Origin of the sequence: Pseudomonas sp. BN606 (assembly GCF_029873115.1) — a bacterium.
GTDB lineage: Bacteria > Pseudomonadota > Gammaproteobacteria > Pseudomonadales > Pseudomonadaceae > Metapseudomonas.
Window position 1 is genome coordinate 1 of record NZ_SSOF01000075.1, and the last position, 22,058, is coordinate 22,058.

At 63.9% G+C, this 22,058-nt stretch carries 22 protein-coding genes; 7 read left to right on the forward strand and 15 right to left on the reverse strand.

The window, feature by feature from the left end:
• From E8E75_RS17160 to E8E75_RS17190, 7 genes are all read left to right on the forward strand, one after another.
• The coding region (locus E8E75_RS17160) for an L-serine ammonia-lyase (protein WP_280357867.1) at positions 1-1,234 on the forward strand (1,234 nt) is incomplete at its 5' end.
• A 127-nt stretch (positions 1,235-1,361) separates the two neighbouring features.
• Positions 1,362-2,480, forward strand: a complete 1,119-nt coding sequence (gene gcvT / locus E8E75_RS17165) for a glycine cleavage system aminomethyltransferase GcvT (protein WP_280357865.1) — start codon at positions 1,362-1,364, stop codon at positions 2,478-2,480.
• Positions 2,481-2,708: 228 nt separating this feature from the next.
• Positions 2,709-3,263 (forward strand): hypothetical protein, encoded by a 555-nt coding sequence (locus E8E75_RS17170; RefSeq protein WP_120650939.1) that lies wholly within the window; start codon positions 2,709-2,711, stop codon positions 3,261-3,263.
• Between the two features lie 358 nt (positions 3,264-3,621).
• The gene (locus tag E8E75_RS17175; RefSeq protein WP_280359457.1) at positions 3,622-5,400 is read left to right on the forward strand and encodes a multicopper oxidase domain-containing protein; all 1,779 of its coding nucleotides are present in this window, start codon (positions 3,622-3,624) and stop codon (positions 5,398-5,400) included.
• Between the two features lie 20 nt (positions 5,401-5,420).
• Entirely contained in the window at positions 5,421-6,059 is a 639-nt protein-coding gene (locus E8E75_RS17180) for an SCO family protein (protein ID WP_153922000.1), read from the forward strand.
• A 98-nt stretch (positions 6,060-6,157) separates the two neighbouring features.
• Positions 6,158-6,340 carry a hypothetical protein gene (locus tag E8E75_RS17185; RefSeq protein WP_120650936.1) on the forward strand — a complete coding sequence of 61 codons (183 nt, stop codon included), beginning with the start codon at positions 6,158-6,160 and terminating at the stop codon, positions 6,338-6,340.
• 373 nt (positions 6,341-6,713) lie between these two features.
• Positions 6,714-7,139, forward strand: a complete 426-nt coding sequence (locus E8E75_RS17190; protein WP_280359458.1) for a hypothetical protein — start codon at positions 6,714-6,716, stop codon at positions 7,137-7,139.
• A gap of 120 nt (positions 7,140-7,259) precedes the next feature.
• On the opposite strand, the gene E8E75_RS17195 is transcribed toward E8E75_RS17190, so the two are convergent.
• From E8E75_RS17195 to E8E75_RS17265, 15 genes are all read right to left on the reverse strand, one after another.
• The gene (locus E8E75_RS17195; RefSeq protein ID WP_120650934.1) at positions 7,260-8,189 is read right to left on the reverse strand and encodes a LysR family transcriptional regulator; all 930 of its coding nucleotides are present in this window, start codon (positions 8,187-8,189) and stop codon (positions 7,260-7,262) included.
• A gap of 149 nt (positions 8,190-8,338) precedes the next feature.
• A complete protein-coding gene (locus E8E75_RS17200; protein WP_153921997.1) occupies positions 8,339-9,355 on the reverse strand; it encodes a branched-chain amino acid ABC transporter permease in 1,017 nt (338 codons plus the stop codon).
• A complete protein-coding gene (locus E8E75_RS17205) occupies positions 9,355-10,218 on the reverse strand; it encodes a branched-chain amino acid ABC transporter permease (protein WP_280359459.1) in 864 nt (287 codons plus the stop codon). The genes E8E75_RS17200 and E8E75_RS17205 overlap by 1 nt, the downstream gene beginning before the upstream one ends.
• 2 nt (positions 10,219-10,220) lie before the next feature.
• Positions 10,221-10,922, reverse strand: coding sequence for an ABC transporter ATP-binding protein (locus E8E75_RS17210; protein WP_120650931.1), 702 nt, complete (start codon positions 10,920-10,922; stop codon positions 10,221-10,223).
• 4 nt (positions 10,923-10,926) lie between these two features.
• On the reverse strand, positions 10,927-11,649 hold the full coding sequence (locus tag E8E75_RS17215) for an ABC transporter ATP-binding protein (RefSeq protein ID WP_120650930.1): 723 nt from the start codon (positions 11,647-11,649) through the stop codon (positions 10,927-10,929).
• A gap of 89 nt (positions 11,650-11,738) precedes the next feature.
• Positions 11,739-13,049, reverse strand: a complete 1,311-nt coding sequence (locus E8E75_RS17220; RefSeq protein ID WP_120650929.1) for an ABC transporter substrate-binding protein — start codon at positions 13,047-13,049, stop codon at positions 11,739-11,741.
• An 80-nt stretch (positions 13,050-13,129) separates the two neighbouring features.
• Positions 13,130-14,479 (reverse strand): outer membrane beta-barrel protein, encoded by a 1,350-nt coding sequence (locus E8E75_RS17225; RefSeq protein WP_280359460.1) that lies wholly within the window; start codon positions 14,477-14,479, stop codon positions 13,130-13,132.
• 383 nt (positions 14,480-14,862) lie between these two features.
• Positions 14,863-15,753 carry a LysR family transcriptional regulator gene (locus E8E75_RS17230; RefSeq protein WP_153921991.1) on the reverse strand — a complete coding sequence of 297 codons (891 nt, stop codon included), beginning with the start codon at positions 15,751-15,753 and terminating at the stop codon, positions 14,863-14,865.
• A 255-nt stretch (positions 15,754-16,008) separates the two neighbouring features.
• Positions 16,009-16,335, reverse strand: coding sequence for a Rieske 2Fe-2S domain-containing protein (locus E8E75_RS17235; protein WP_280359461.1), 327 nt, complete (start codon positions 16,333-16,335; stop codon positions 16,009-16,011).
• Positions 16,332-16,643: a YciI family protein gene (locus tag E8E75_RS17240; RefSeq protein ID WP_120650926.1), complete on the reverse strand. Its 312-nt coding sequence runs from the start codon at positions 16,641-16,643 to the stop codon at positions 16,332-16,334. The genes E8E75_RS17235 and E8E75_RS17240 overlap by 4 nt, the downstream gene beginning before the upstream one ends.
• Positions 16,640-17,509 carry an intradiol ring-cleavage dioxygenase gene (locus tag E8E75_RS17245; protein ID WP_280359462.1) on the reverse strand — a complete coding sequence of 290 codons (870 nt, stop codon included), beginning with the start codon at positions 17,507-17,509 and terminating at the stop codon, positions 16,640-16,642. Before E8E75_RS17245 ends, E8E75_RS17240 begins: the two co-directional genes overlap by 4 nt.
• Positions 17,510-17,615: 106 nt before the next feature.
• Positions 17,616-18,683, reverse strand: a complete 1,068-nt coding sequence (locus E8E75_RS17250) for a maleylacetate reductase (protein WP_280359463.1) — start codon at positions 18,681-18,683, stop codon at positions 17,616-17,618.
• An 8-nt stretch (positions 18,684-18,691) separates the two neighbouring features.
• Positions 18,692-20,155 carry an aldehyde dehydrogenase family protein gene (locus E8E75_RS17255; protein WP_280359464.1) on the reverse strand — a complete coding sequence of 488 codons (1,464 nt, stop codon included), beginning with the start codon at positions 20,153-20,155 and terminating at the stop codon, positions 18,692-18,694.
• Positions 20,156-20,277: 122 nt separating this feature from the next.
• Positions 20,278-21,297: a hydroxyquinol 1,2-dioxygenase gene (locus E8E75_RS17260; RefSeq protein WP_120650922.1), complete on the reverse strand. Its 1,020-nt coding sequence runs from the start codon at positions 21,295-21,297 to the stop codon at positions 20,278-20,280.
• A gap of 37 nt (positions 21,298-21,334) precedes the next feature.
• Positions 21,335-21,829 carry a hydroxyquinol 1,2-dioxygenase gene (locus E8E75_RS17265; RefSeq protein WP_120650921.1) on the reverse strand — a complete coding sequence of 165 codons (495 nt, stop codon included), beginning with the start codon at positions 21,827-21,829 and terminating at the stop codon, positions 21,335-21,337.
• Between the last annotated feature and the right edge of the window lie 229 nt (positions 21,830-22,058).

The window sequence follows — 22,058 nt, forward strand, 5'->3', positions numbered from 1 at the left end:
CGAGCTGTACGGCTCCCTCGGCGCCACCGGCAAGGGCCACGGCAGCGACAAGGCCGTGCTGCTCGGCCTGGAAGGCGAACAGCCGGACACCGTCGATACCGAACGAGTGGACGAGCGCCTCGCGGCCATTCGCCAGCGCGGCGAACTGCGTCTGGGGGGCGAGAAACCCATCCACTTCGTGGAAAAGGAACACCTGGCGCTGATCCGCAAGCCGCTCCCCTACCACCCCAACGGCATGATCTTCCGCGCCTTCGATGCCGCCGGCATCCAGATCCGCGCGCGCGAGTACTACTCGGTGGGCGGCGGCTTCGTCGTCGATGAGGAAGCCGCCGGCCTGGATCGCATCGTCGAGGACCGCACGCCGCTGCCCTACCCGTTCAAGACCGGGCGCGACATGCTCGCCCAGTGCAGCGCCAGCGGGCTCGCCGTCAGTGGCCTGATGCGCGAGAACGAGAAGGCCTGGCGCACCCCCGAGGAAACCAGCGCCGGGCTGATGAAGATCTGGCAGGTGATGCAGGACTGCGTCACCACCGGCTGCCGCAAGGAAGGCATCATGCCCGGCGGACTCAAGGTCAAGCGCCGCGCCGCCGCGCTCTACCGCCAGCTCAGCGAACACCCGGAGGCCAGCCTCAAGGACAGCCTCTCGGTGCTCGACTGGGTCAACCTCTATGCCCTCGCGGTGAACGAGGAAAACGCCACCGGCGGCCGCGTGGTCACCGCGCCCACCAACGGCGCGGCCGGCATCGTCCCGGCGGTGCTGCACTACTACAGCCGCTTCGTGCCCGGCGCCAACGACGACGGCGTCGAGCGCTTCCTGCTCACCGCCGCCGCCATCGGCATCCTCTACAAGGAGAACGCCTCCATCTCCGGTGCCGAAGTCGGCTGCCAGGGCGAGGTCGGCGTGGCCTGCTCGATGGCCGCCGGCGCCCTCTGCGAAGTCCTCGGCGGCACCCCGCAGCAGGTGGAGAACGCCGCCGAGATCGGCATGGAGCACAACCTCGGGCTGACCTGCGACCCGGTCGGCGGCCTGGTCCAGGTGCCCTGCATCGAACGCAACGCCATGGGTTCGGTGAAGGCCATCAACGCCGCGCGCATGGCCTTGCGCGGTGACGGCCAGCACTTCATTTCGCTCGACAAGGTGATCCGCACCATGCGCCAGACCGGTGCCGACATGAAGAGCAAGTACAAGGAAACCGCCCGCGGCGGCCTCGCCGTGAACATCATCGAATGCTGAAGAGCACCTTCTCCCCAGCCCTCTCCCGCACGCGGGAGAGGGAGCTTGTCTCCCCTCGCCCTTCAGGGAGAGGGGCCGGGGGAGAGGGCTGCCCCAACCCGCACCGACTTTTGCTTTGGAGCCTTACATGACCGACCTCGCCAAGACCCCGCTGCACGCCCTGCACCTCGAACTCGGCGCCCGCATGGTGCCCTTCGCCGGCTACGACATGCCGGTGCAATACCCCCTCGGCGTGCTCAAGGAACACCTGCACACCCGCGAGCAGGCCGGCCTGTTCGACGTCTCGCACATGGGCCAGGTCATCCTGCGTGGCGACAACGCCGCCCGCGCCCTGGAGAGCCTGGTGCCGGTGGACATCCTCGACCTGCCGGTGGGCACCCAGCGCTACGCGATGTTCACCGACGAGAACGGCGGCATCCTCGACGACCTGATGGTCGCCCGCCTGGCGGACGACACCCTGTTCCTGGTGGTCAACGCCGCCTGCAAGGAACAGGACCTGGCGCACCTCAAGCAACACCTCGCCGAGCAGTGCGAAATCGAATCGCTGTTCGACTCCCGCGCCCTGCTCGCCCTGCAAGGTCCGGCGGCCGCCGCGGTACTCGGCCGCCTCGCCCCGGAAGTGCAGAAGATGACCTTCATGCAGTTCGGCAGCGTGCGCCTGGAGGGCGTCGAGTGCTACGTCAGCCGCTCCGGCTACACCGGCGAGGACGGCTACGAGATTTCCGTGCCCGTGGCCCAGGCCGAAGCCCTGGCACGCACCCTGCTGGCCCAGCCGGAAGTCCAGCCGATCGGCCTTGGCGCGCGCGACTCGCTGCGCCTGGAAGCCGGCCTGTGCCTCTACGGCCACGACATGAACCCCGCCACCACCCCGGTGGAAGCCAGCCTGCTCTGGGCCATCTCCAAGGCCCGCCGCGCCGACGGCCTGCGCGCCGGCAATTTCCCTGGCGCCGGCCGGGTCTTCGCCCAGCAGCGCGATGGCGTGCCGAGCAAGCGCGTCGGCCTGCTGCCGCAGGAACGTGTGCCGGTGCGCGAAGGCGCCGAGATCGTCGACGCCGACGGCACGGTGATCGGCCGCGTTTCCAGCGGTGGCTTCGGCCCCAGCCTGGGCGCCCCGGTCGCCATGGGCTACGTGAGCACCAGCCATGCCGCCGTGGACAGCGAGGTCTGGGCCCTGGTGCGCGGCAAGCGCGTGGCGATGAAAGTGGCCAAGACGCCCTTCGTGCCGCAGCGTTACTACCGCGGCTGATACAGAGTCCCCAACGCCCCGTCACGGCGGGGCCTTGAAGGGTGATGGCGCAGGCCTTCACCCTTTTTTCTTGCCAACACTACGAGCGCAGATCAGCTCTCAAGAAATCGTTCCAACCCGCTGAAAAACAAAGCCTTCTCCTTTTCATCACAGCGACACAAAGCCGTCATCAACCGGTCATCCAGCGCAGGCAGATTCTCTGCTCAACTTTCCTGGGGAGGACCTCCGATGAACCACAAGAAGAACCTGATCAAGCCCTTGGCTGCGGCGCTGCTGGCCGCCACCCTTGGCGCCTGCGCCGTACAAGCCCCGGCCCCCGCCAAGCCGGTAGCCCTGGACAACGAGGACTGGTACCAGATCCGCACCGAGAAGGAACTGTTCGTCTTCGACGACTACGCCACCTACCGCGAATTCGTGAAGAGCGGCACTGCTCCGATCAAGCAGAGCGCCGGCAAGCAGGACGGGTTCGGCCGCGACATCATCCTGGTACTGAAAGCCGCCGATCAGGGCAAGGACGTAAAGACCCTTTCCGCCAAGCGCTTCCTCGACATCAGCCTGCCGCCAGCGCAGCCCTTCTACGGCGAAATGCGTGATGAGGAAGGCATCATTTACGTGTTCAGCCGCTACGGCGACATGATGGACATGTACCGCATCGGCGAACCCACCTTCAGCTACGTCGACATCGGCGGCGGGCCTGAAGGTCAGCGCGTGGTCTATGTACTGGCCAAGGAAGAGCCCAAGCCGGTTAAGCAGATCGCACTGTTCCACGATAAGTACAAATAACCCGCTGCACGCGACCGGAATCGCTCCTTTTCCGGTCGCCTTCACCCCGCGCCAACCGCTCTACCGCCTGCCCTCCAATCCCCGCCGCCCGTCTTCCAGAAATATTTAGAAACAATCTGCGCCACACCTAGAGCCAGAAGCCACTGGCCACCAAAAGCGACAAAATACTGCCGGAACGCGGATTGCGCACCGCAAATGAGAGGTCTTTAGTCGGCTTATTGGCGCATTGGCCGTGCAAACAGATTCACCCTTTGCGGCCTGCACCTTCGTGGGAATGGATGGGGAAAAAGAGCCCTGGAGCACTGCATCCATGGCAGGCCGTTCGCGCGAATTCGTGGTGGGGAGGTGGAGTGCATCCATGAAAGGCAAAGACCCGCGACAACCGAAAAACAAAAAAGACAGGTTGGTGGACGAAACCCGGCGCGACTTCCTCAAGCTGTCAGCCGCCGCGGTAGCGGCGCCAGCGCTGCTGCGCGCCCCGGCCAGCGAAGCATCGAGCATCCCTCCGGTACTGCCGCCCAGCCCACCGACTACTCCATGGGTCATGGAGTTGCCCACCGAGATCGTGCGCGCCGCCGCCGTTCCCTACTTGACTCCGAGTCCTACCGAACTGGCCAACACCGCCGGCGGCGAAGCCGGACGGGCGCGACATCAGTTCTGGAACAAGTTCCGCCCCAACGCTAACTACTATGAGCTTCGCGCGGTCGAGCGCGACTGGCAGTTCAACCCGGCCTATCCGATCCAGAAAGTCTGGAATTACCGCGCCGCCAATACTCCGCCGAAGGAATTCAGCGCCACCGTCGCCTCGCGCTACGGTTCACCGATGATCTGCCGCATCTACAACGACCTGCCCGCCAATCACACTGGCTTCGGTACGCCGGAAATCTCCACTCACCTGCACAATCTGCATTGCGGTTCGGAGAGTGACGGATTCCCCGGTGACTACTACAGCGCAACCAAGGCCGGCCCGACCCTGACCGCCAAAGGCAAATTCAAGGATCACTTCTACCCCAACTGCTGTGCCGGCTTCGAAGATCACCAGGACAACGTCGGCGACCCCACTGAGGCCTTGGGCACGCTCTTCTATCACGACCACACCCTGGATTTCACATCACCCAATCTCTACCGCGGACTCTCGGGCTTCTACCTACTCTATGACTCGCTGGATTCAGGCAACGAAGCCGACCCCACGCCCGGGGCTCTGCGCCTGCCGAGCGGCGCCTATGACTACCCGCTGCAGTTCGCCGACCGCCGCTTCGACGCCGCCGGCAAGCTCTACTACGACGAGATCAACCCCGAAGGCGTGCTCGGCGACAAGGTGCTGGTCAACGGCATGATCGAGCCGGTGCTCAAGGTGGCCGCGCGACGTTATCGTTTCCGCCTGCTGAATGCCGGCCCGAGCCTGTTCTATGCCTTCTCGCTGGTGAACCCGAACAACGTCAAGCAGAACTTCACCTACATCGCCAACGACGGCAACCTGCTGCCAAAGCCCCTGTTCAACCAGCAATCGGTCACTCTCGGCATGGCCGAGCGCGCCGACATCGTGGTCGATTTTTCCAAGTACGTGGTGGGCACTACCCTCTATCTGGTCAACCGCATGCGCCAGGAAGAAACCCGTGGGCCGAAAGACATCAAGGAGCCTGGGGTACGCGTACTGAAGATAGTGGTCGACCGCTGGCCAACCTCCCAGGACCTCAGCCAGGTACCGGCCAACCTGCGGCCACTGCCGCCGCTGAATCCGGCCGAGGTGGCCGCCGCTCCGGTGCGCCGGTTCGTCTTCGAGCGCGCCAACAACATGTGGGCGATCAATGGCCAGTTCGTCAACGTCAACGCGCCACGCTTCAACGTGCCCAGGGGGCGCGGGGAAATCTGGGAGCTGGTCAACATCGACAACGGCTGGTCGCACCCGATCCACATCCACCTGGAGGAAGGCCGCATCATCGCGCGCATCAGGAATGGCGTTTCACAACCCATCCCGGCCCATGAACTAGGGCGCAAGGACGTTTACGTGATCAACAAGAACGAGACCATTCGCGTGTTCATCCGCTTCCGTGACTACGTCGGCAAGTACGTGATGCATTGCCACAACCTGATCCACGAAGACCACGCGATGATGCTGCGCTTCGACCTCGTATAACGGCCGCGGGAGGAATTTCCATGAACACTCGCAGAAATCTGATCGGCGGCCTCGGCGCCGGTGTGCTGGGGCTGGCTGCCCTGGGCTCACTGGGTATCGCCGCGGAACGCCAGCCGCAACCTCGTCAGGGCGATGGGCGCTTTCCCAACCCAACGCTGTTCACCCACCAGGGTCGGAAGGTGGAGTTCTACCGGGACCTGCTGCGCGGAAAGGTGGTTGTGCTGAACATGATGTACGCCAGCTGTGGCCGTAACTGCCCCACCGCCACCGCCAACCTGCGCAAGGTGCAACAGATGCTGGGCGATCGGGTAGGACGGGACATTTTCATGTACTCGATCACCCTGCAACCCGAGCTGGACCAACCGCACCACCTGCAGGAATACGTAGACAAGTTCCACATCGGTCCGGGCTGGGAGTACCTCACCGGCGATCCTCAAGACATCCTCGAGTTGCGCTACGCCCTGGGCTTCTATGACGTAGATCCAATCGTGGATGGCAACCAGCTGACCCATACCGGCATGGTGCGGATCGGTAATGAGCCCATCGGCCGGTGGACCATGGCGCCGGCGCTGACCGACCCGGAGCACATTCTCTCGGCCATCAACCATGTGGACCATCGCGTCGAACTGACCGGTTGGGGGATGCAGCAACCGTCCTGAGCCGTCCAGAGGCCTTCGGGAGCACCCGGAGGCCGGCTGGTGTATGATGCGCGCCTCCAGCCCAGCCAGGGGCCAAAGCCTGATAGCAGCAGAACACCATGACCAGCCAAGACATCGACCAGGTCGACACTCAACCGGTGGAAACCCCGACCGCCGAAACCGCTCCGGCCAAGCCGAAGAAGCAGAACGTCCCCTATTACCTCACCCTCAAGGGCCACGACCGCGGCCAGCGTCCCGGTCCCGCACCGCGCGGCTCGCGCCGCTCCATGGGCAAACGCTGATCCCGGCGCCGCCCCCGCAATGGGGGCATTGCCTTCGATGCCATTCCTCGATCCGCCGCCAGTTCCCGCTGAACACATGCCACTAGAGCATCCAGCGCTCTAAATCGGCACTTCCATCGTCGCGTTGCCACTCAACGATTCTTTTCCCGCTCAAATACATCTAATTAATCGATTATACCAATTTCAGGAAAAAGCCTTTCCACTTTGCGCAACTACTCCCTGAAAAATCTCTTAAGCCATTGTTTTTAGTGATATCTCAACAACTATCATTAACGTCGATGGTAACCATTACACAGGATCACTTCTTCATCGAAATCACATCAGTAACATGGGCCCCGTAGACAAATTCCAACCCTCCACGAGGTGCCCGAAAATGAAAAAGCAAATTCTTGCCAGCCTGTTCTTCGCCAGCCTGTCCGCTTCCGCTTTCGCCCTCTCGGTTGCCGAGGGTGGCGCTGATCGCACCAACGTTCACCGTGTTGCCGAAAGCGGCTCCGAGCGTTCGCAATCCCTGCGCGTTGCCGAAGGTGGCTCCGACCGCACCAAGGCCTTCGACGTCGCTGAAAACGGCTCCGAGCGTTCCCAGTCCCTGCGTGTTGCCGAAGGTGGCTCCGACCGCACCAAGGCCTTCGACGTCGCTGAAAACGGCTCCGAGCGTTCCCAATCCCTGCGTGTTGCCGAAGGTGGCTCCGATCGCACCAAGGCCTTTGATGTTGCTGAAGGGGGTTCCGACCGTACCAATGCCTTCCGCGTAGCCGAAGGTGGTGCCGACCGTACTGGTGCCAATCGCATCAGCTGATCCCGGAGCAGTTCAGAGGCAGGCAATCACGATGTATGCAATTCCTCCAAAGGCAGAAGGCGCCACTTGTGGCGCCTTCAGTCTTTTTGGGGCTGGCGAAGATCACGGCACAGCACTTGATCAGGGCTGCACCCAGCCACGCTCCAGCAGCGGTCGGTCCCAGGCTGGTGCATCGCTGATGCGCTCCACGAGGAAGTCGATCAAGGTGCGCACCTTCAGCGCTCGGCGCTGGGTCGCCGGATAGACAGCAGAGAAGTTGAAGGACGTCAGGGAGTAGTCGGTAAGTACTGGCACCAGACGCCCGGCCAGCAAGTCATCGCTGGCCACCAGGGTAGGCAGGCACACTACGCAGGTGCCGGTGACGGCGTAGTCCCGTAGCAGATGGACCGAATTGGAGCGCACCTGACCCGTGAGGTTGAGCTCCACCTGCTCATCACCGTTGAACACCCACTTGTTGCGCGACGGGTAGCCCTCGTACAACGCCACCTTGTGCGCCTGGAGGTCCGCCGGGACGGTGGGCGCGCCATGCCGCTCCAGGTAATCCGGAGAAGCGCAGAACAGCCTCCGCACCGAGAACAGCTTGCGCTCGATCAGCGACTCGGCAAGCGGCGGGAACATCTGGAAGGCCACGTCAAAGCCCTCCTCGATGGGGTCCACCACGCGGTCGTTGACGATTACATCCACCTCGATGTCCGGGTACAGATCAGTGAACTCAGCCAGCAGGCCGCCGAAGTGGCCGAGGGCGAAGCCCGGCAGCATCTGGATGCGCAACTTGCCGGTGGGCTTGGCCCGCAGATCGCGCATCTGCTCCGTTAGGCTGTTGAAGCTGGCCACCATGTCGGCGCATTCCTTGTAGTAGGTCTCCCCTACTTCCGAGAGGCGAACATGGCGCGTACTGCGGTGGAACAGCGGCGCACTGATGTATTCCTCCAACTGCTGGATGCGGTGGCTGATGACCGAGCGGGTCACGCCCAGTTGCTGGGCAGCCTTGGCGAAGTTGCCGGTTTCCGCGACGCGAACGAAGGCTTCGATGCTGAGAAGGCGATCCATAGGTGTACCCGGTTATAGCGATGCTCTAACTGTAGGGGCGATTTCAATCGCCAAGAAGGCCAAAGGTCTTCCCTTCGCATTCGAGCGGGGCAGCTGCGCCGCCCTTGGCGAATGAATTCGCCCCTACAAGAAGGGCAACTCCCCATGCCTCAACCACCGATCAACTTGCGCTGCATCGGGAACAGCTGCCAGCCGAAACGCTCGCTCACCACTCCCCATACACCCTGGGGCGCCTTGAGCATCATCAGCACAGCCACGCCGCCGAGGATGATCATGTACAGCGCACCGAACTCGGCGAAACAGCTACGCAGGATGAAGTAGATCAGGGTGCCGATCAGGGGACCTTCCAGGGTCCCGATGCCGCCGATGATGACGATGAAGATCACCGCCGCGGTCCAGTCCTGCACGCTGAAGGCGGCATCCGGCGAGATTCGCAGTTTCTGCAGGAAGATCAATGCCCCCACCACACCGGTACATCCGGCGGCCAACACGTAGACCATCAACTTCGTGCGGAACACGTTGATACCCAGACTTCCGGACGCCGGTTCGGAGTCGCGGATGGCGGTCAACGCCAGTCCCTGTCGCGAGCGCAACAGCAGGTAAACCACCAGCACCGCACCGATGGCAATGGCCAGGGCGCTGAAGTACATCAGCATCTCGCGGCCGTCACGGCTGCTGCCAATCTGCCGCACAATGGAGGCAGGCAGGCTCTGTCCGGAACCGCCGCCAAGGCTACCGACCTGCGCCAGCCCTAAGCGGAACACCTCGGCCACCACCCAGGTACCGATGGCGAAATAGGCGCCGCGCAGGCGGAACAGCACCAGAGCTGTCGGCACCGCCAGCAGCGCCACCACCAGCCCGGAGAGAAACACCGCTGCCAGCGGCGGCACGCCCAGCTGCGAAGCCAGCACGAAGAGCAGGTAGCCGCCGAGGCCGACGAAGGCCTGTTGGCCCACCGAAACCATCCCGGCGTAACCCGCCAGCAGGTTCCACATCTGTGCCAGGGCCAGGTAGTAGGAGAATTCCACCACCAGGCGCAGCACCGCGCGATCGGCCCAGAACGGCAGAGACGCCAGAACCAGCACCAGCACACCCAGCAGTGCCAGGCCCACCTGACTGCTGCGGGTAGCGCGCTGGACGAGGTAGGCATTGTTCATCGCATTCATCAGTCGACACTCCGGGGGAACAGGCCGCGGGGGCGGAAAACCAGGATCAGCAGGAACACCAGGTGGCCGGCAAGGATCTGCCAGCCCGGATCGATGCGCGCACCGATCGCCTGGGCAACGCCGAGGATCACGCCGCCGGCCAGGGTGCCCCAGAGGCTGCCGAGGCCCCCGATGATCACGGCCTCGAAACCGTAGAGCAGGCGCGCTGGGCCAACGCTGGGGTCGAAGCTGGTGCGCACCGCGAGGAACACGCCGGCGATGGACACCACCGCCATCGCCAGGGCCATGGCCAGGCCGAAGATGTGGCGATTGTCGATGCCCATCAGCTGGGCAGTGTGCTGGTCATCCGAGGTGGCGCGGAAGGCGCGCCCCAGGCTGGTCTTGTAGAACAGCAGCTGCAAACCGCCGATCACCAGCAGAGCACTGCCGAACACCATCAGCGGCATGACGCCGAGGCTGAGCCCGCCGACGGCGACGCTGGCCACTTCCAGATCGCCCTGGGACAGCTTGCGGCTGTCGGCGCTGAAGAATTCCAGCAGGACGTTTTGCAGGATGATCGACATCCCGAAGGTCACCAGCAGCGGCGGCAGGATGTCATTGCCGAGGGTGCGATTGAGCACTTGGCGCTGCAGGCCATAACCGATCACGAACATCACCGGCACCACCAGCACCAGACTGGCCAGGGGTGAAATGCCCAGCATGTCCACCACCACCAGGGCCAGGTAGGACGCCAGCACAATGAAATCGCCATGGGCGATGTTGACCAGACGCATGATGCCGAACATCAGCGACAGGCCAACCGCGAACAGTGCATATAGGCCGCCGAGCAGCACGCCCTGCGCCAGGGTATCGAGCCATTCCATCGTCATGCCTCCGCCAGGCCGAAATAGGCCGCCTTGATCTGATCCTTGCTCGCCTCGCCCGGCTTGCCGGAGAGAGACACCCGACCTTCCTGGAAGCAGTAGAAACGGTCAGCGACCGCCAGCGCCTGGTTGATGTCCTGCTCGACCAGGATTACCGCCGTGCCATCGGCCTTGATTGACGGCAGTGCGGCATAGATGTCCTTGATGGTGGTCGGCGCGAGACCGAGACTGATCTCGTCGCAGAGCAGCAGGCTCGGGCTCGACATCAGCGCGCGGCCGATGGCAACCATCTGCTGCTGGCCACCGGAGAGCGCGGTACCGGGGCGCTTGCGCAGGTCGGCCAGCACCGGGAACAGGCTGTAGATGCGCTCCAGGTTCCAGGCGCCCTGGCGCTTGCTGTAGCCGCCAATCAGCAGGTTCTCCTCGACGCTGAGCGACGGGAACAGCTTGCGGCCTTCCGGCACCAGGGCGATGCCCCGCTCCAGTACCTGGTTGGCAGGCAGGCTGCCGATGTACTCATCCTTGAAGCGAATGGAACCGGGATCGTTGCGGATCAGCCCGGCCAGCGAACGCAGGAAGGTGGATTTTCCGGCTCCATTGGAGCCGATGATGGCCAGGGTTTCCCCTTCGGCCAGATCCAGGTCGATGCCGAACAACGCCTGGAAGTCGCCGTAGCCGGCGCGCAGTTTGCGGATCGTCAGCATGACTTCAGCTCCCGATACCCATATAGATTTCCTGCACCTTCGGGTTGGCCATCACCGCATGGGGCTCGCCTTCGTCCAGCTTGCGACCGAAGTTGATCACCGCCAGGCGGCCGACCACAGCCAGTAGTGCGTGGACGATGTGTTCGATCCAGATGATCGCGGTACCGGAGCGGTGGATGCCCTGGATGGTGCCCACCAGTTCCAGGCACTCCGGCTCGGTGAGGCCGCCGGCGATCTCGTCGAGCAGCAGGAGTTGCGGCCGGGTGGCCAGGGCGCGCGCCATTTCCAGGCGTTTGCGCTCCAACAGGGTCAGTGAGCCGGCCAGAGCATTGGCCTTCTTGATCAGGCCAGTCAGTTCAAGGACGTGCGCGCACCAGGCATGGCTGTCCTTCTCCGTCTGGCCGGCACCGAAGGTGGCGCCCACCAGCAGATTCTCGAACACCGTCATCTTCACGAAGGGATGGGGAATCTGGTGGGAGCGGCCGATGCCCCGCTGGCACCGCTTGAACACCGGTTCGCGGGTGACGTCTTCACCCTGGAAGTGGATGCGCCCGCTGTCAGCGGCCACACCACCTGCAATGAGGTTGAACAGCGTGCTCTTGCCGGCGCCGTTGGGCCCGATGATGCCCAGCGCTTCGCCCGGAGCCAGCGCCAGACTGAGATCGTCGGTCACTTTCACCGAGCCGTAGCTCTTGTGCACCTGCTCCACTACGAGGAGTTGTTGCATATGTCGTTACCTGTTCGAAGTGAGCACGGACGAACCCCCTCTCCCTAAGGAAGAGGGGTGGGGTGAGGGAACCCGGCCCGCGCCCGAACTCAACCGCCGTAGGTGATTGCCTGCATCTCCCCACCCAGAGGAATCTGCGGCGCGGTCTGATTGCTGGTGATTACCAGGTCGTAGGTGAAAGGCCCGCCCAGGCGCCATTGGCCGGATACCAGCGGGGTCTTGGCGACGTTCTTGACCGGGCCGTTTTTCCAACTCACGGGACCGACTACGGTGTTCAGCTCGGTCTTCAGCAGCGCGTCACGCGTAGCTTCGGGGTTACCCACCTCTTCGGTGCGTTGGAGGATGTCCACCGCCAACTCGAACAGCGCATGCACGAAGCCCAGCGGCTGGGTCCACTGCTTGCCGGTCGCCTGGGTGTAGCGCGCGGCCAACTGTCCGGCACTGAGGCCATTGAGCGACGAACTGAAGGGATGGCTCGGGCTCCACCAGATTTCCGTGGAAAGGTTGTGCCCAGCCTTGCCCAGTGCCTCGACCGCCGACGGGAACAGCAGCGCCTTGCCCACCGACATGGCCTTGGGCTGGAAGCCCTGCTGGCGTGCCTGGGTCCAGAAGGTGGTGAGGTCCGGCGGAATGACCACCCCCGTGACGATCTCGGCCTCGGCTTTCTTGAACGCGGAAATCTGTGCGGAGAAATCGTCGGTGAGGCTCTGGAAGCGGCCTGGGTCCACCAGTTGGAAGCCCTTCTGCGCGAGCACCGGCGGGAAGCCCAGCTTGCCGTCGCCCCAGGCATTTCCATCGCCGTCGTTGGGGAACAGTCCGCCGATCACCTTGTTGCTGCCCATGCCACCCCACATGGCGGTGTAGGCGGCGATCACGTCTTCCAGGCCCCAGAAGAAGTGGTAGGTCCACTGGAAGCCTTCGTCCGGCTTGCCGCCACGGGTGAAGAACCAGGGCTGCCAGGGCGCGACGGTGGAGATGCAGGGAATTTCGTTGATCTCACACTGGTCCGACACCGGGTTGGTGGTTTCCGGGGTCGAAGACACCAGCATCAGGTCGATACCATCTTCGAGGATCAGTTCGTTGGCCACTTCGGCGGCGCGGTTGGGGTTGGACTGGCTGTCCTTGACGATCACCTCCAGGCGGCAGCGCTGGCCGCCCACCGTGATGCTGCTCTTCAGCACCGAAGCGAGGCTTTCGATGATGTAACCATCCGCCGCGGCAAACGGTGCAAGCGGCCCGGTCTGCGGGCTGACATAGCCGATGCGGATGACCTTCTCCGCCGCCAGCAACGGTCCTGAAGAAAAGCCTGCGAGCAGCGAGCCGCCAGCCACGACGCCGCTGGCCCGCAGGAAATCACGCCGGGAAAGCCCGGCACCGAGGAGTTTCTTGTTGTTGTCCATGACGCTTACCTCGACTGGAGGATGAGACCCGGCGCGAGCGCGTTGGGGCCCGGCCGGGATGGCAGTGGTTTGGAGCCGGATCAGAAGAAGACAGTGACGTCGAAGGAGCCGATCAGCTGGCTGTCTTCGCCACCGCCGCCGAACGCGTCGCGGCCGTTGCCGCTGTGGATGTCGTAGCGCAACTCGGGGCGCAGGCGGACGTTCGGCACCGGTGTCCATGCCAGGTTGGTGGTGAAGCCGTAGAAGCTGCCCCAGCTCGGATCGGGGATGCCGGTTTGCGGGTCGATATTGGCCATCACCACATGCACCGGGGCATCGGTGTAGAACCACTCGGCGCGGCTGTTCCACATCAGGTTGTCGTCCAGGCGGTGGTACCAGTTGACGTCGGTGCCGTACCAGTGGGCATTGCCTTTGTCGGCAAAGGCGGCGAAAGCTGCGTCCTCCTGCTGGCCGTAGTTGAACTCCACGGCGACCCGGTTGCGCTCATCCAGCACGTGGGACACGGTCAGGTACGAGGCGTAGCGGGTCAGGTCCTGGTCATCGGTCCCGGCAGGAAGCGGCGAGCCGCAGGCGCATTCGGCGAAGCTGTCGCCAGCGCCATTGCCGTAGATGTTTTCCCAGTCGACCCAAGTACGGAAGTCCGCAGAGCGCCAGCGCAGGTTGGCGATCACGTCCGGATCGCCATTGGGGTCCTGCATGTTGTTCCAGCCTTGCACCACGCCCAGCTCGAAGCCGAGCATGCTGCCGCCCTCCTCCTGCGGCAGCTTGAACGAGTACAGCGCCCCCGTGTGCTTGGCCGGGCCGTGCATGAAGGAATAGGTGTGACTGTAGAAGTCCGTCGGCGCCGGGCTCGGCAGGGCAAAGCCGATCTCGTTCTCCAGCGGCGTGTGAAACACACCGAGCATCAGGTTGGAGCCGCCGAGCACAGGGATGTAGAAATCCAGGTAGGCCTGGGCGATGTTGAAGTTTTCGTCGTTAGCGTCCGCGCTGCGGTTGACGCCCAGGTCTTCGTCGAAGCCGTAGGTCTTGAAGAAGCGCGCGTCCTTGCCGTAAAGGGCGGTGACATTGAAGCCCCAGTCGGCTTCCTGCGGCATCGGTCCGGGGAACGGGCCCACGCGACCGACCACATTGCCCTTGGGTGTTTTTTCGATAGCCAGGGCGAACTGGTTGAGATTGAAGCCTTCGTCATTGTTGAAGAAGGCCTGCTTGCTCACGTCGTCGCTGCCGTTGTCGTTGTAGATCCAGCCGGCCTGTGCCCAACCATGGACCTTGATGCCGTAGTCCTTTTCCAGGCCGTCGCCGAATGCGCTGCGAAACAGCGAACCGGACGGCCCCGGCTCGGCAGCCTGGGTGAATGCGGGAAACAGCGCGGCGGCCGCCAGGACCGGAGCGCACAGCGATGACGCGGAAAGGGGCTTGCGAGGGATCATGGCAGCTACCTTGTTGTTATTAGTCAGCCTGAAGCCGAGACGTGCACCGCTGGCAGTGCGGGTCTGGTTGCTCGGTTGGGTCGCAAGCTACAAGCGCCCCTCCCCGCCAACAATTCCGGTTTCCGCGATATGAGTGTTCGTGCTTCACGAACAATGCCGCACACGCCGCGCTAGAGCGGCCGGCGCGGAAATGGGGATTGCGGGATGGGCGGTTATCGGACGGAAATCACGTCTATCCATTCGAATTCGGGAGCTTCGAATTGGCTCGTGAGGCGTGGTCCAGGCTACTGCTGTGGGAGCGAATTCATTCGCGATTGAAATCGCTCCCGCGATGACCAGTCGGCCAGGCCACTCCTGAACCCGACCGGCGTGCATGGCGCACCCTACCGATTGGTGGCGAACCGCTGCACCAGGAAGTCGATCAGCGCCCGCACCTTGGCCGGCAAGCGCCGCCCCGGCGGGCAGACGGCGTAGATCTGCGAACTGGGCAGCGGGAAGTCCCGCAGCACTTCCACCAACCTGCCATTGGCTAGGCTTTCCTCCAGCAGGAAGCGCGGCAGCGACACCAGCCCAAGGCCATCCACCGCCGCCTGCACCAGCACCTCGCCGTTGTTGGCGATCAGACGCGGCCGCACCACCACCGAACGCCACTCGCCCCCCATGAGGAACTGCCACTGGCTGCTGTTCGCGCGGTTCTTGTAGCCCAGGCACTGGTGTTCGCGCAGATCATCCGGCACTTCCGGGGCGCCATGGGCCGCGAGGTACTCGGGACTGGCACAGACTGCATGGGGACAGGGCCCCAGCTCACGGGCCACCAGGGTGGAATCCGGCAGGCGACCAATGCGCAAGGTGAGGTCGTAGCCTTCGTTGACGAGGTCCACGTAGCGGTCGTTGAGGTCCAGCTCCACGTCCAGGCCGGGGTGGACACGCATGAACTCGTTGAGTGCCGGCGACAGGTGTTTCAGCCCGAAAGACATCGGTGCGGCAAGGCGCAAGCGCCCGCGCAGCTCGCTCTGCAGACTGCGGGTCGCCTCCTCGGCTTCGGCCAGGTCACGCAGGATGCGCTGTGCGCGCTCGAAATAGTCCAGGCCGGTTTCGGTCAGGCTGAGGCGTCGGGTGGTGCGGTTGAACAACCGGCACTCCAAGTGCCGCTCCAGCGCGCTCATGCGCCGGCTGACCACCGACTTGACGATGTTCAGCCGCTGCGCAGTCGCCGAAAAGCTGCCGGTTTCGACCACTACCACGAATACCCGCATGTCTTCGAACAGGTTCATTGCTTACCGCCTGTGATGAACGAGGGGCCGTTATCACAGGTTTAGCGGATTTGGGCATTGGCATTTGTTAAGACGCGAAAGTCTTGCGAATCCTTGTAGGGGCGAATTCATTCGCCAAGGGCGGCGCAGCTGCCCCGTAGGTTGGCGCAGAGCGCAGCGAAGCCCACACGCCCAAAACACGGGACTGGCACCTGTGACGGCGAACCTTCGGTCCGCATGGCGATTGAAATCACCCCTACAACAAGAGCGGCACCCCTACAGCAGCACCACAGCCCCCTGCACCACCCGCACCGGCACCGCTTCGAGTCGGCTGCCTGCGCAGGGACCTTCAATGCAGTGGCCGTCCTCAAAGCGGAACAGTGCGCTGTGGTGGGCACACATCAGGACCTGGCCGCGATAGGTGCTGAACTCACCCGGACGGAAATCCAGCGGCACTGAGAAATGCGGGCAGCGATTGCGGTACCCCCACACCTCTTCGCCACGACGGACCAACACCAGTGGATGGGCCCTGCCCTCGAGCATGCACTCTACGGCCAGGGCGCCGCCGTCGATGATGGCGTCCAGCGTGCAAAGTGCGCTCACCCGCGTAGCTCCGGGTTGCCCAGGCCCCAGTTCCAGGGGCGGATCTCGATGTGCTCGAACAGGCCGGCGCGGACATAGGGGTCGTCCCCGAGGAATGCCTGGACCTCGCCCAGGCTCATGGCTTCCACCACCAGCAGGGTACCGTTCATGCGGCCGTTGCCGCTGTCCAGGGTAGGTCCGCCGAGGCGCACCACCACCCGGTGCGGATAGGGATTGCGCAGGTGTTCGCGATGGGCGGGACGCACCTGGTTACGCAGGGCCAACTGGTCAGGCTTGTCTGTAGCGAAGACGGCAAAGTACTGGCTCATGCGCGCTCCAGCACGAAGTCGTAGCCGGCCAGGCGGAAAGCACCATCGATGCCATGCTCGGCCGCCAACGGATGACCTGCCTGGCACGGCTGGTAGACCACCTTGAGCGAATCCTTCACGCCGAACACCACATCGGACTCCAGGTAGGGATCGTCATGATTGAACAGATGGGTGACCAGGGTCCGTTGCCCCTCGGCCATGACCATGAAATGCAGGTGCGCCGGGCGCCAGGGGTGGCGGTCGCTGGCCTGGAGCAGACGCCCTACCGGGCCATCGGTGGGAATCGGGTAGCTCACAGGGACGATGGTGCGGATCGCGAAGCGGCCTTCGTCGTCCGTGCGGTAGCGTCCCCGCAGGTTGGCCAGCGGCTGGTCCGGGTCCTGTCCGGAGTACATGCCGTTCTCGGCCGTCTGCCAGACATCCAGCACGGCATTGGCGATGGGCTCGCCGGCTGCATCCAGCACCCGGCCCAGCACCAGGGCCGGCTCACCCGGAGTGAAGGCCATGTTTTCGCCATGGCCGCGCTCGGGCATGCCGGCGATGTAGAAGGGACCGAACACCGTGGTTTCAGTGGCGGCTTCACTGGCGCGATGGTTAATGGCGTCCACCAGCATGGACAGGCCAATCACATCCGAGAGCAGGATGAACTCCTGACGCACAGTGCCATCGCACTTCTTGCCCGTGTCAGTGAGGAAGCGGATGCCTTCCAGCCACTCGTCTTCGGTCAGTTCCACTTCACTGGCGAAGGCATGGAGATGGCGCACCAGGCCCTGCACCAATTGGCGCAGGCGCGGGTTGGGCGTGTTGGCGAAGGCGGCGACGGCCTGCGCGGAGATTCGGGCTTCATTGGCCGGGATGTTGTTCATCTTGTGTTCCCGTGGGTCTCAATTCTCGTCGTCTGCAGGTTGCGCCGGGCGCACCAGGACGCCTGTGCAGGCCTCAGGTGCGCACGGCGCGCCCTACACGGAGCAGTTATTCCGGCGGCAAGCCCTTCCAGGCGCGCAGCAGCATGGTTTCGATGGCGTCCTGCTCGAACGGGCGCGGGTTGTAGTAGGGACTGGAACAGGCGATCGCAGCGGCTTCCGCTGGCCCTTCCTCGGGCAGGCCGATCTCGGCCAGCGATGCGGGAATACCCAGCTTCCGGTTGAGGGCGAACAGCAGCGGCCCCAACTCCTCCGCCTCCTTGCCCCCTAGCGCACGCGCGGCACGGCGCAGGGGTTCGGCGGCAGCCTCGCGGTTGTAGTGCGCCGCATGGGGCAGCACCACCGCATGGGCCTGTGCGTGGGGCAGATTGAAGGTGCCGCCCAGGGTGTGGCAGAGCTTGTGGTGAATGGCCATGCCCACCGAGCCCAGGCAGATGCCAGCCAGCCAGGCACCGTAGAGCGCGCGGCTGCGGGCGTCGGCATCTTCCGGGTTGGCAACCACGCCCGGCAGGGATTCGGCCAGCGCACGGATCGAATCTTCCGCCATCAGGGCGATGATGGGGTTGGCATCCTGGGCGTAGAGCGCTTCCACCGCATGGGCCATGGCGTTCATGCCCGAGCAGGCAGAGATTGCCGACGGCAGGCTCAGGGTCAGTTGCGGGTCATAGACCACCGTCTTGGGCAGCACGCGAAAATCGCGCCCGGTTTTCTTCAGGCGGTTTTCGGTGAGGCCATAGATGGGGGTCATCTCGGACCCCGCATAGGTCGTCGGCACCGCCAGGATGGGCAGGCCGGACTCCAACGCAATGGCCTTGCCCAGGCCGATGGTGGAACCACCGCCGATGGCGACGCAGCAATCGGCGCCGAGCCGGGTCGCCTCGTCGCGGGCGGCACGGGCCACTTCCACCGGCACATGCATCACCGCCTGCGGATAGACCCCGGCCGAACGCTCACCGAGGATCTCTGCCACCCGCTCGCCGAGGTGCCGCTGTTCTGGTGTGGTGAGGATCAGTGCGCGGCGGGCGCCGAGCTTGTCCAGTTCCTCGGCCAGGGTTTCCAGCTTGCCCCAACCGAATACCACACGAGAGGCCAGGCCTTGATAGATGAAGGGATTCATGCAGGACCTCAACGCTTGAAATGGGGCGGAATCTTCGCGTCCACGTTGACCCACACGGAGCGGGCCTCGGTGTAGTCGTGGATGGCCTCGAAGCCCATCTCACGGCCATAGCCGGACTGGCCGACGCCACCGAACGGGCTGCCGGGACTGACCCGCTTGTAGCAGTTGATCCAGCACATGCCAGCATGGATGTTCGCCGCCATGCGGTGCGCGCGCTGCAGGTCGCGGGTCCAGAGGCCGCTGCCGAGGCCGTACTGGGTGCCGTTGGCAATTGCCAAGGCTTCTTCATCCGTGGAGAAGCGCAGAACCGTGACGAAGGGACCGAACACCTCTTCCTGGGCCACGCGGTGGTCCGGGTGGGCTTCGACGACAGTCGGCTCGATGTAGTAGCCGGCGGCGAGCGCCGGATCGCTGGGCACCTTGCCACCCGTGAGAATGCGCCCGCCCTGGGCGCGGGCGATGTCCACATAGTCCAGCACGCGGTCGCGATGCTGGGCAGAGGTCAGCGGACCCATCTCGGTGTTCGGGTCCAGCGGGCTGCCCAGGCGGATGGAACGCGCCAAGCCGATGAAGCGCTCGAGGAACTCGTCGGCGATGCGTTCATGGAGGATCAGCCGCGAGCCGGCGATGCAGGCCTGGCCCTGGTTGTGGAAGATCGCCCAGGCAGCGCCGTTCACGGCAGCGTCCAGGTTGGCGTCTTCGAAAACGATATTGGCGCCCTTCCCGCCCAGCTCCAGCTGCACCCGCTTGAGATTGCCCTGGGAGGCTTCGACTATGCGCCGGCCAGTGGCGGTGGAGCCGGTGAAAGCGATCTTGCCCACGTCCTCGTGCTCGGCCAGACGCTGGCCGGCGGTGTGGCCGTATCCCGGCACTACGTTGACCACGCCATCAGGGAAGCCCACTTCCTTCATCAGCTCGGCGATGCGCAGGGTGGACAGCGGAGTGATCTCGGACGGCTTGATGACTACCGTGTTGCCGGCGGCGAGCGCCGGGCCCATCTTCCAGCTGGTGAACATCAGCGGGAAGTTCCACGGCACGATCTGACCGACCACGCCGACAGGCTTGCGCTGCACATAGTTGAGGAAGCCGGTATCGACCGGGATCACCGCACCTTCGATCTTGTCCGCCATGCCACCGAAATAGCGGAAGCAGGCCGCGGTACGCGGCACATCCAGGCTGCGCGAGTCGCGGATTGGGTGGCCGGTATCCAGGGACTCCAGCTGCGCCAGCTCCTCGTGGTGTTCCTCGATCTTATCCGCCAGCTTCAGCAGCAGACGCCCACGCTCCGCACCGGACAGTGCGGCCCAGGCTGGAAAGGCACGTTTGGCGGCTGCGACCGCCAGGTCCACGTCCTCGGCTTCAGCGGCGGCGATATGGGTGATCAGCGAGCCGTCGTGGGGAGACAGGACTGCGATGGTCCCGCCCTTCTGGGCCGGCACGAAGCGGCCGTCGATGAAGAGTTGGTTTTGCATGGGTAAAGCTCTCCGGGCGCCGCGGGAATTCAGCGGCGGCATTGGACAATTACGGGGCTTGCTCAGGAGATGAGGCGACCCTCACCCCAACCCTCTCCCGGCGGGAGAGGGAGCTGTATGGATCAGAACTCAACCGGGTACGGCGGCAGCTCGCCGCTTTCGTAGCGCTGCGGCAGGTTCGGCGTGGCGTTCTCCCAAACCAGCAACATGGAGCGCTTGGTCGAGTAGCCCTGATGGCGGATGTCCGCGGGCATGGCGCAGATGTCGCCAGGGCGCATGGTGATGCGCGCACGCGGAGCGCCATCGTCCTTGTCGGCCACGTCCCAGATGATCTCGTCGGAGAGCTGCAGGAACCACTCCACGCGATCGTTGCCGTGGAATACCGGGAGAATGAATTCCTCGGTGGTCGGGCAGAACAGACTCGCCTTGCACACCGAACTGACCGACGGGTTCCAGGTCACGTCGGAGCGGGACAGGTACTTGTAGAGGTTGAAGGCATGCAGTTCACCTTCGAAGCCTTCGGCGGCATGGATTTCCGGCTCATCCTGGGGTACGTCGACGAACTGGCGGTTCACCGGCAGGTCATTGCGCAGCGGCGAATCGTCCGGCAGGCCCGGCATGCGGCGTGTGGCGACACGGAAACGCTCGATGGCTTCGATGTTGTCGCCGTTCTTGCGACCGAAGGCGCTACCGGTTTCTTCCGGTGCGGCGAAGGGATCGAAGCCGGCGTTGGTCCAGTCGCGCAGGATGGCCTTGAAGGTGGCCATGATCTTCGGCGTCTCGAACTGTTCGGTGTAGTCGACGCCTGCCTCGCGCAGGACGCCGTTGAAGGTGCCGGCGTAGAGGTCGACTTTGCCGTAGTGGTTGCGGGTGCCGATCACTTCATCGAAGTTCACCCAGCCGTAGAAGAAGCCCCAGGCGACATCGCGCATGGTGGCGCGCAGGAAGGCATCGGCAGGAATCAGGTGCGAGCGCTCCTGGCCTTTGGCCGGCCATTGGATGCGTACGAAATACTCGTCGCGGGACAGGGTGAAGGCGCCCAGTTTGAATGCGCGGTAGCCGGTAACTGCATCGGGCAGGCTGGCTTCCACCTCATCGGCGGCGAAGCTGGCGGAAGTGTCGAGGGATTCGAGCATGGCCATGGTGGATGTCCTCTTGTTCTGGTTGTAGGTCAGGCGGTCACTTCAGGCAGATGTCTGCCCACTTCTCCACCGACAGCGGTCCCTTGATTGTCTGCAGCAGCAGTACGCCAGGACGCGCGCTTTCGAAGCGGTAGGCGCAGCCCGCCGGCAGCAGGGCCTGGTGACCGCGCTTGAGCAGGACGTAACCCATCGGGCGACCCTTGGGCTGCTCACCGGCCAGACGCGTGCCTTCGCCATCCGCCAGGGGCTCGTCGAGCTTGAGGAAGTCCACGCGCACCTCGCTGTCCACGGATATGGCAAATTCGTCGTGGGCGGCGGTGTACCAGGGCGAGACACCTTCGGCGCGCAGGGTTTCGATCACGTAGCCGAGGTTCAGGCCGACCACCACCTTTTCATAGGGGGCGGAGCGGCTGGCAACGTCGAAGATGTTGGAGAACGCATAGTGGCGGGCTTCGCCCTGGATGATCTCGATCGACCCCATGCGATGGTCGTCGAGCGAGCCGAAGACGGTACGGAACGCGGCAGTGCTCATCTCATTCACCGTTTGTTGTTGTAGTGGATGAGTGAACGTTACGAGCGGCACCCGCAGGCAACAATTCCAGACCGGGCGACAACAGTGTTTGCAAAACGCGAACAGTGCTCCGAGCGCTCTAATGCGGCACTTTCAGCCGTAGCTTCGACTGTATCCATCAGGCAGAACGCGTGACCGAGGTTGCAATGGAGCGACTCTATCGGGCAGATAAATCGATTTAATCGATTAT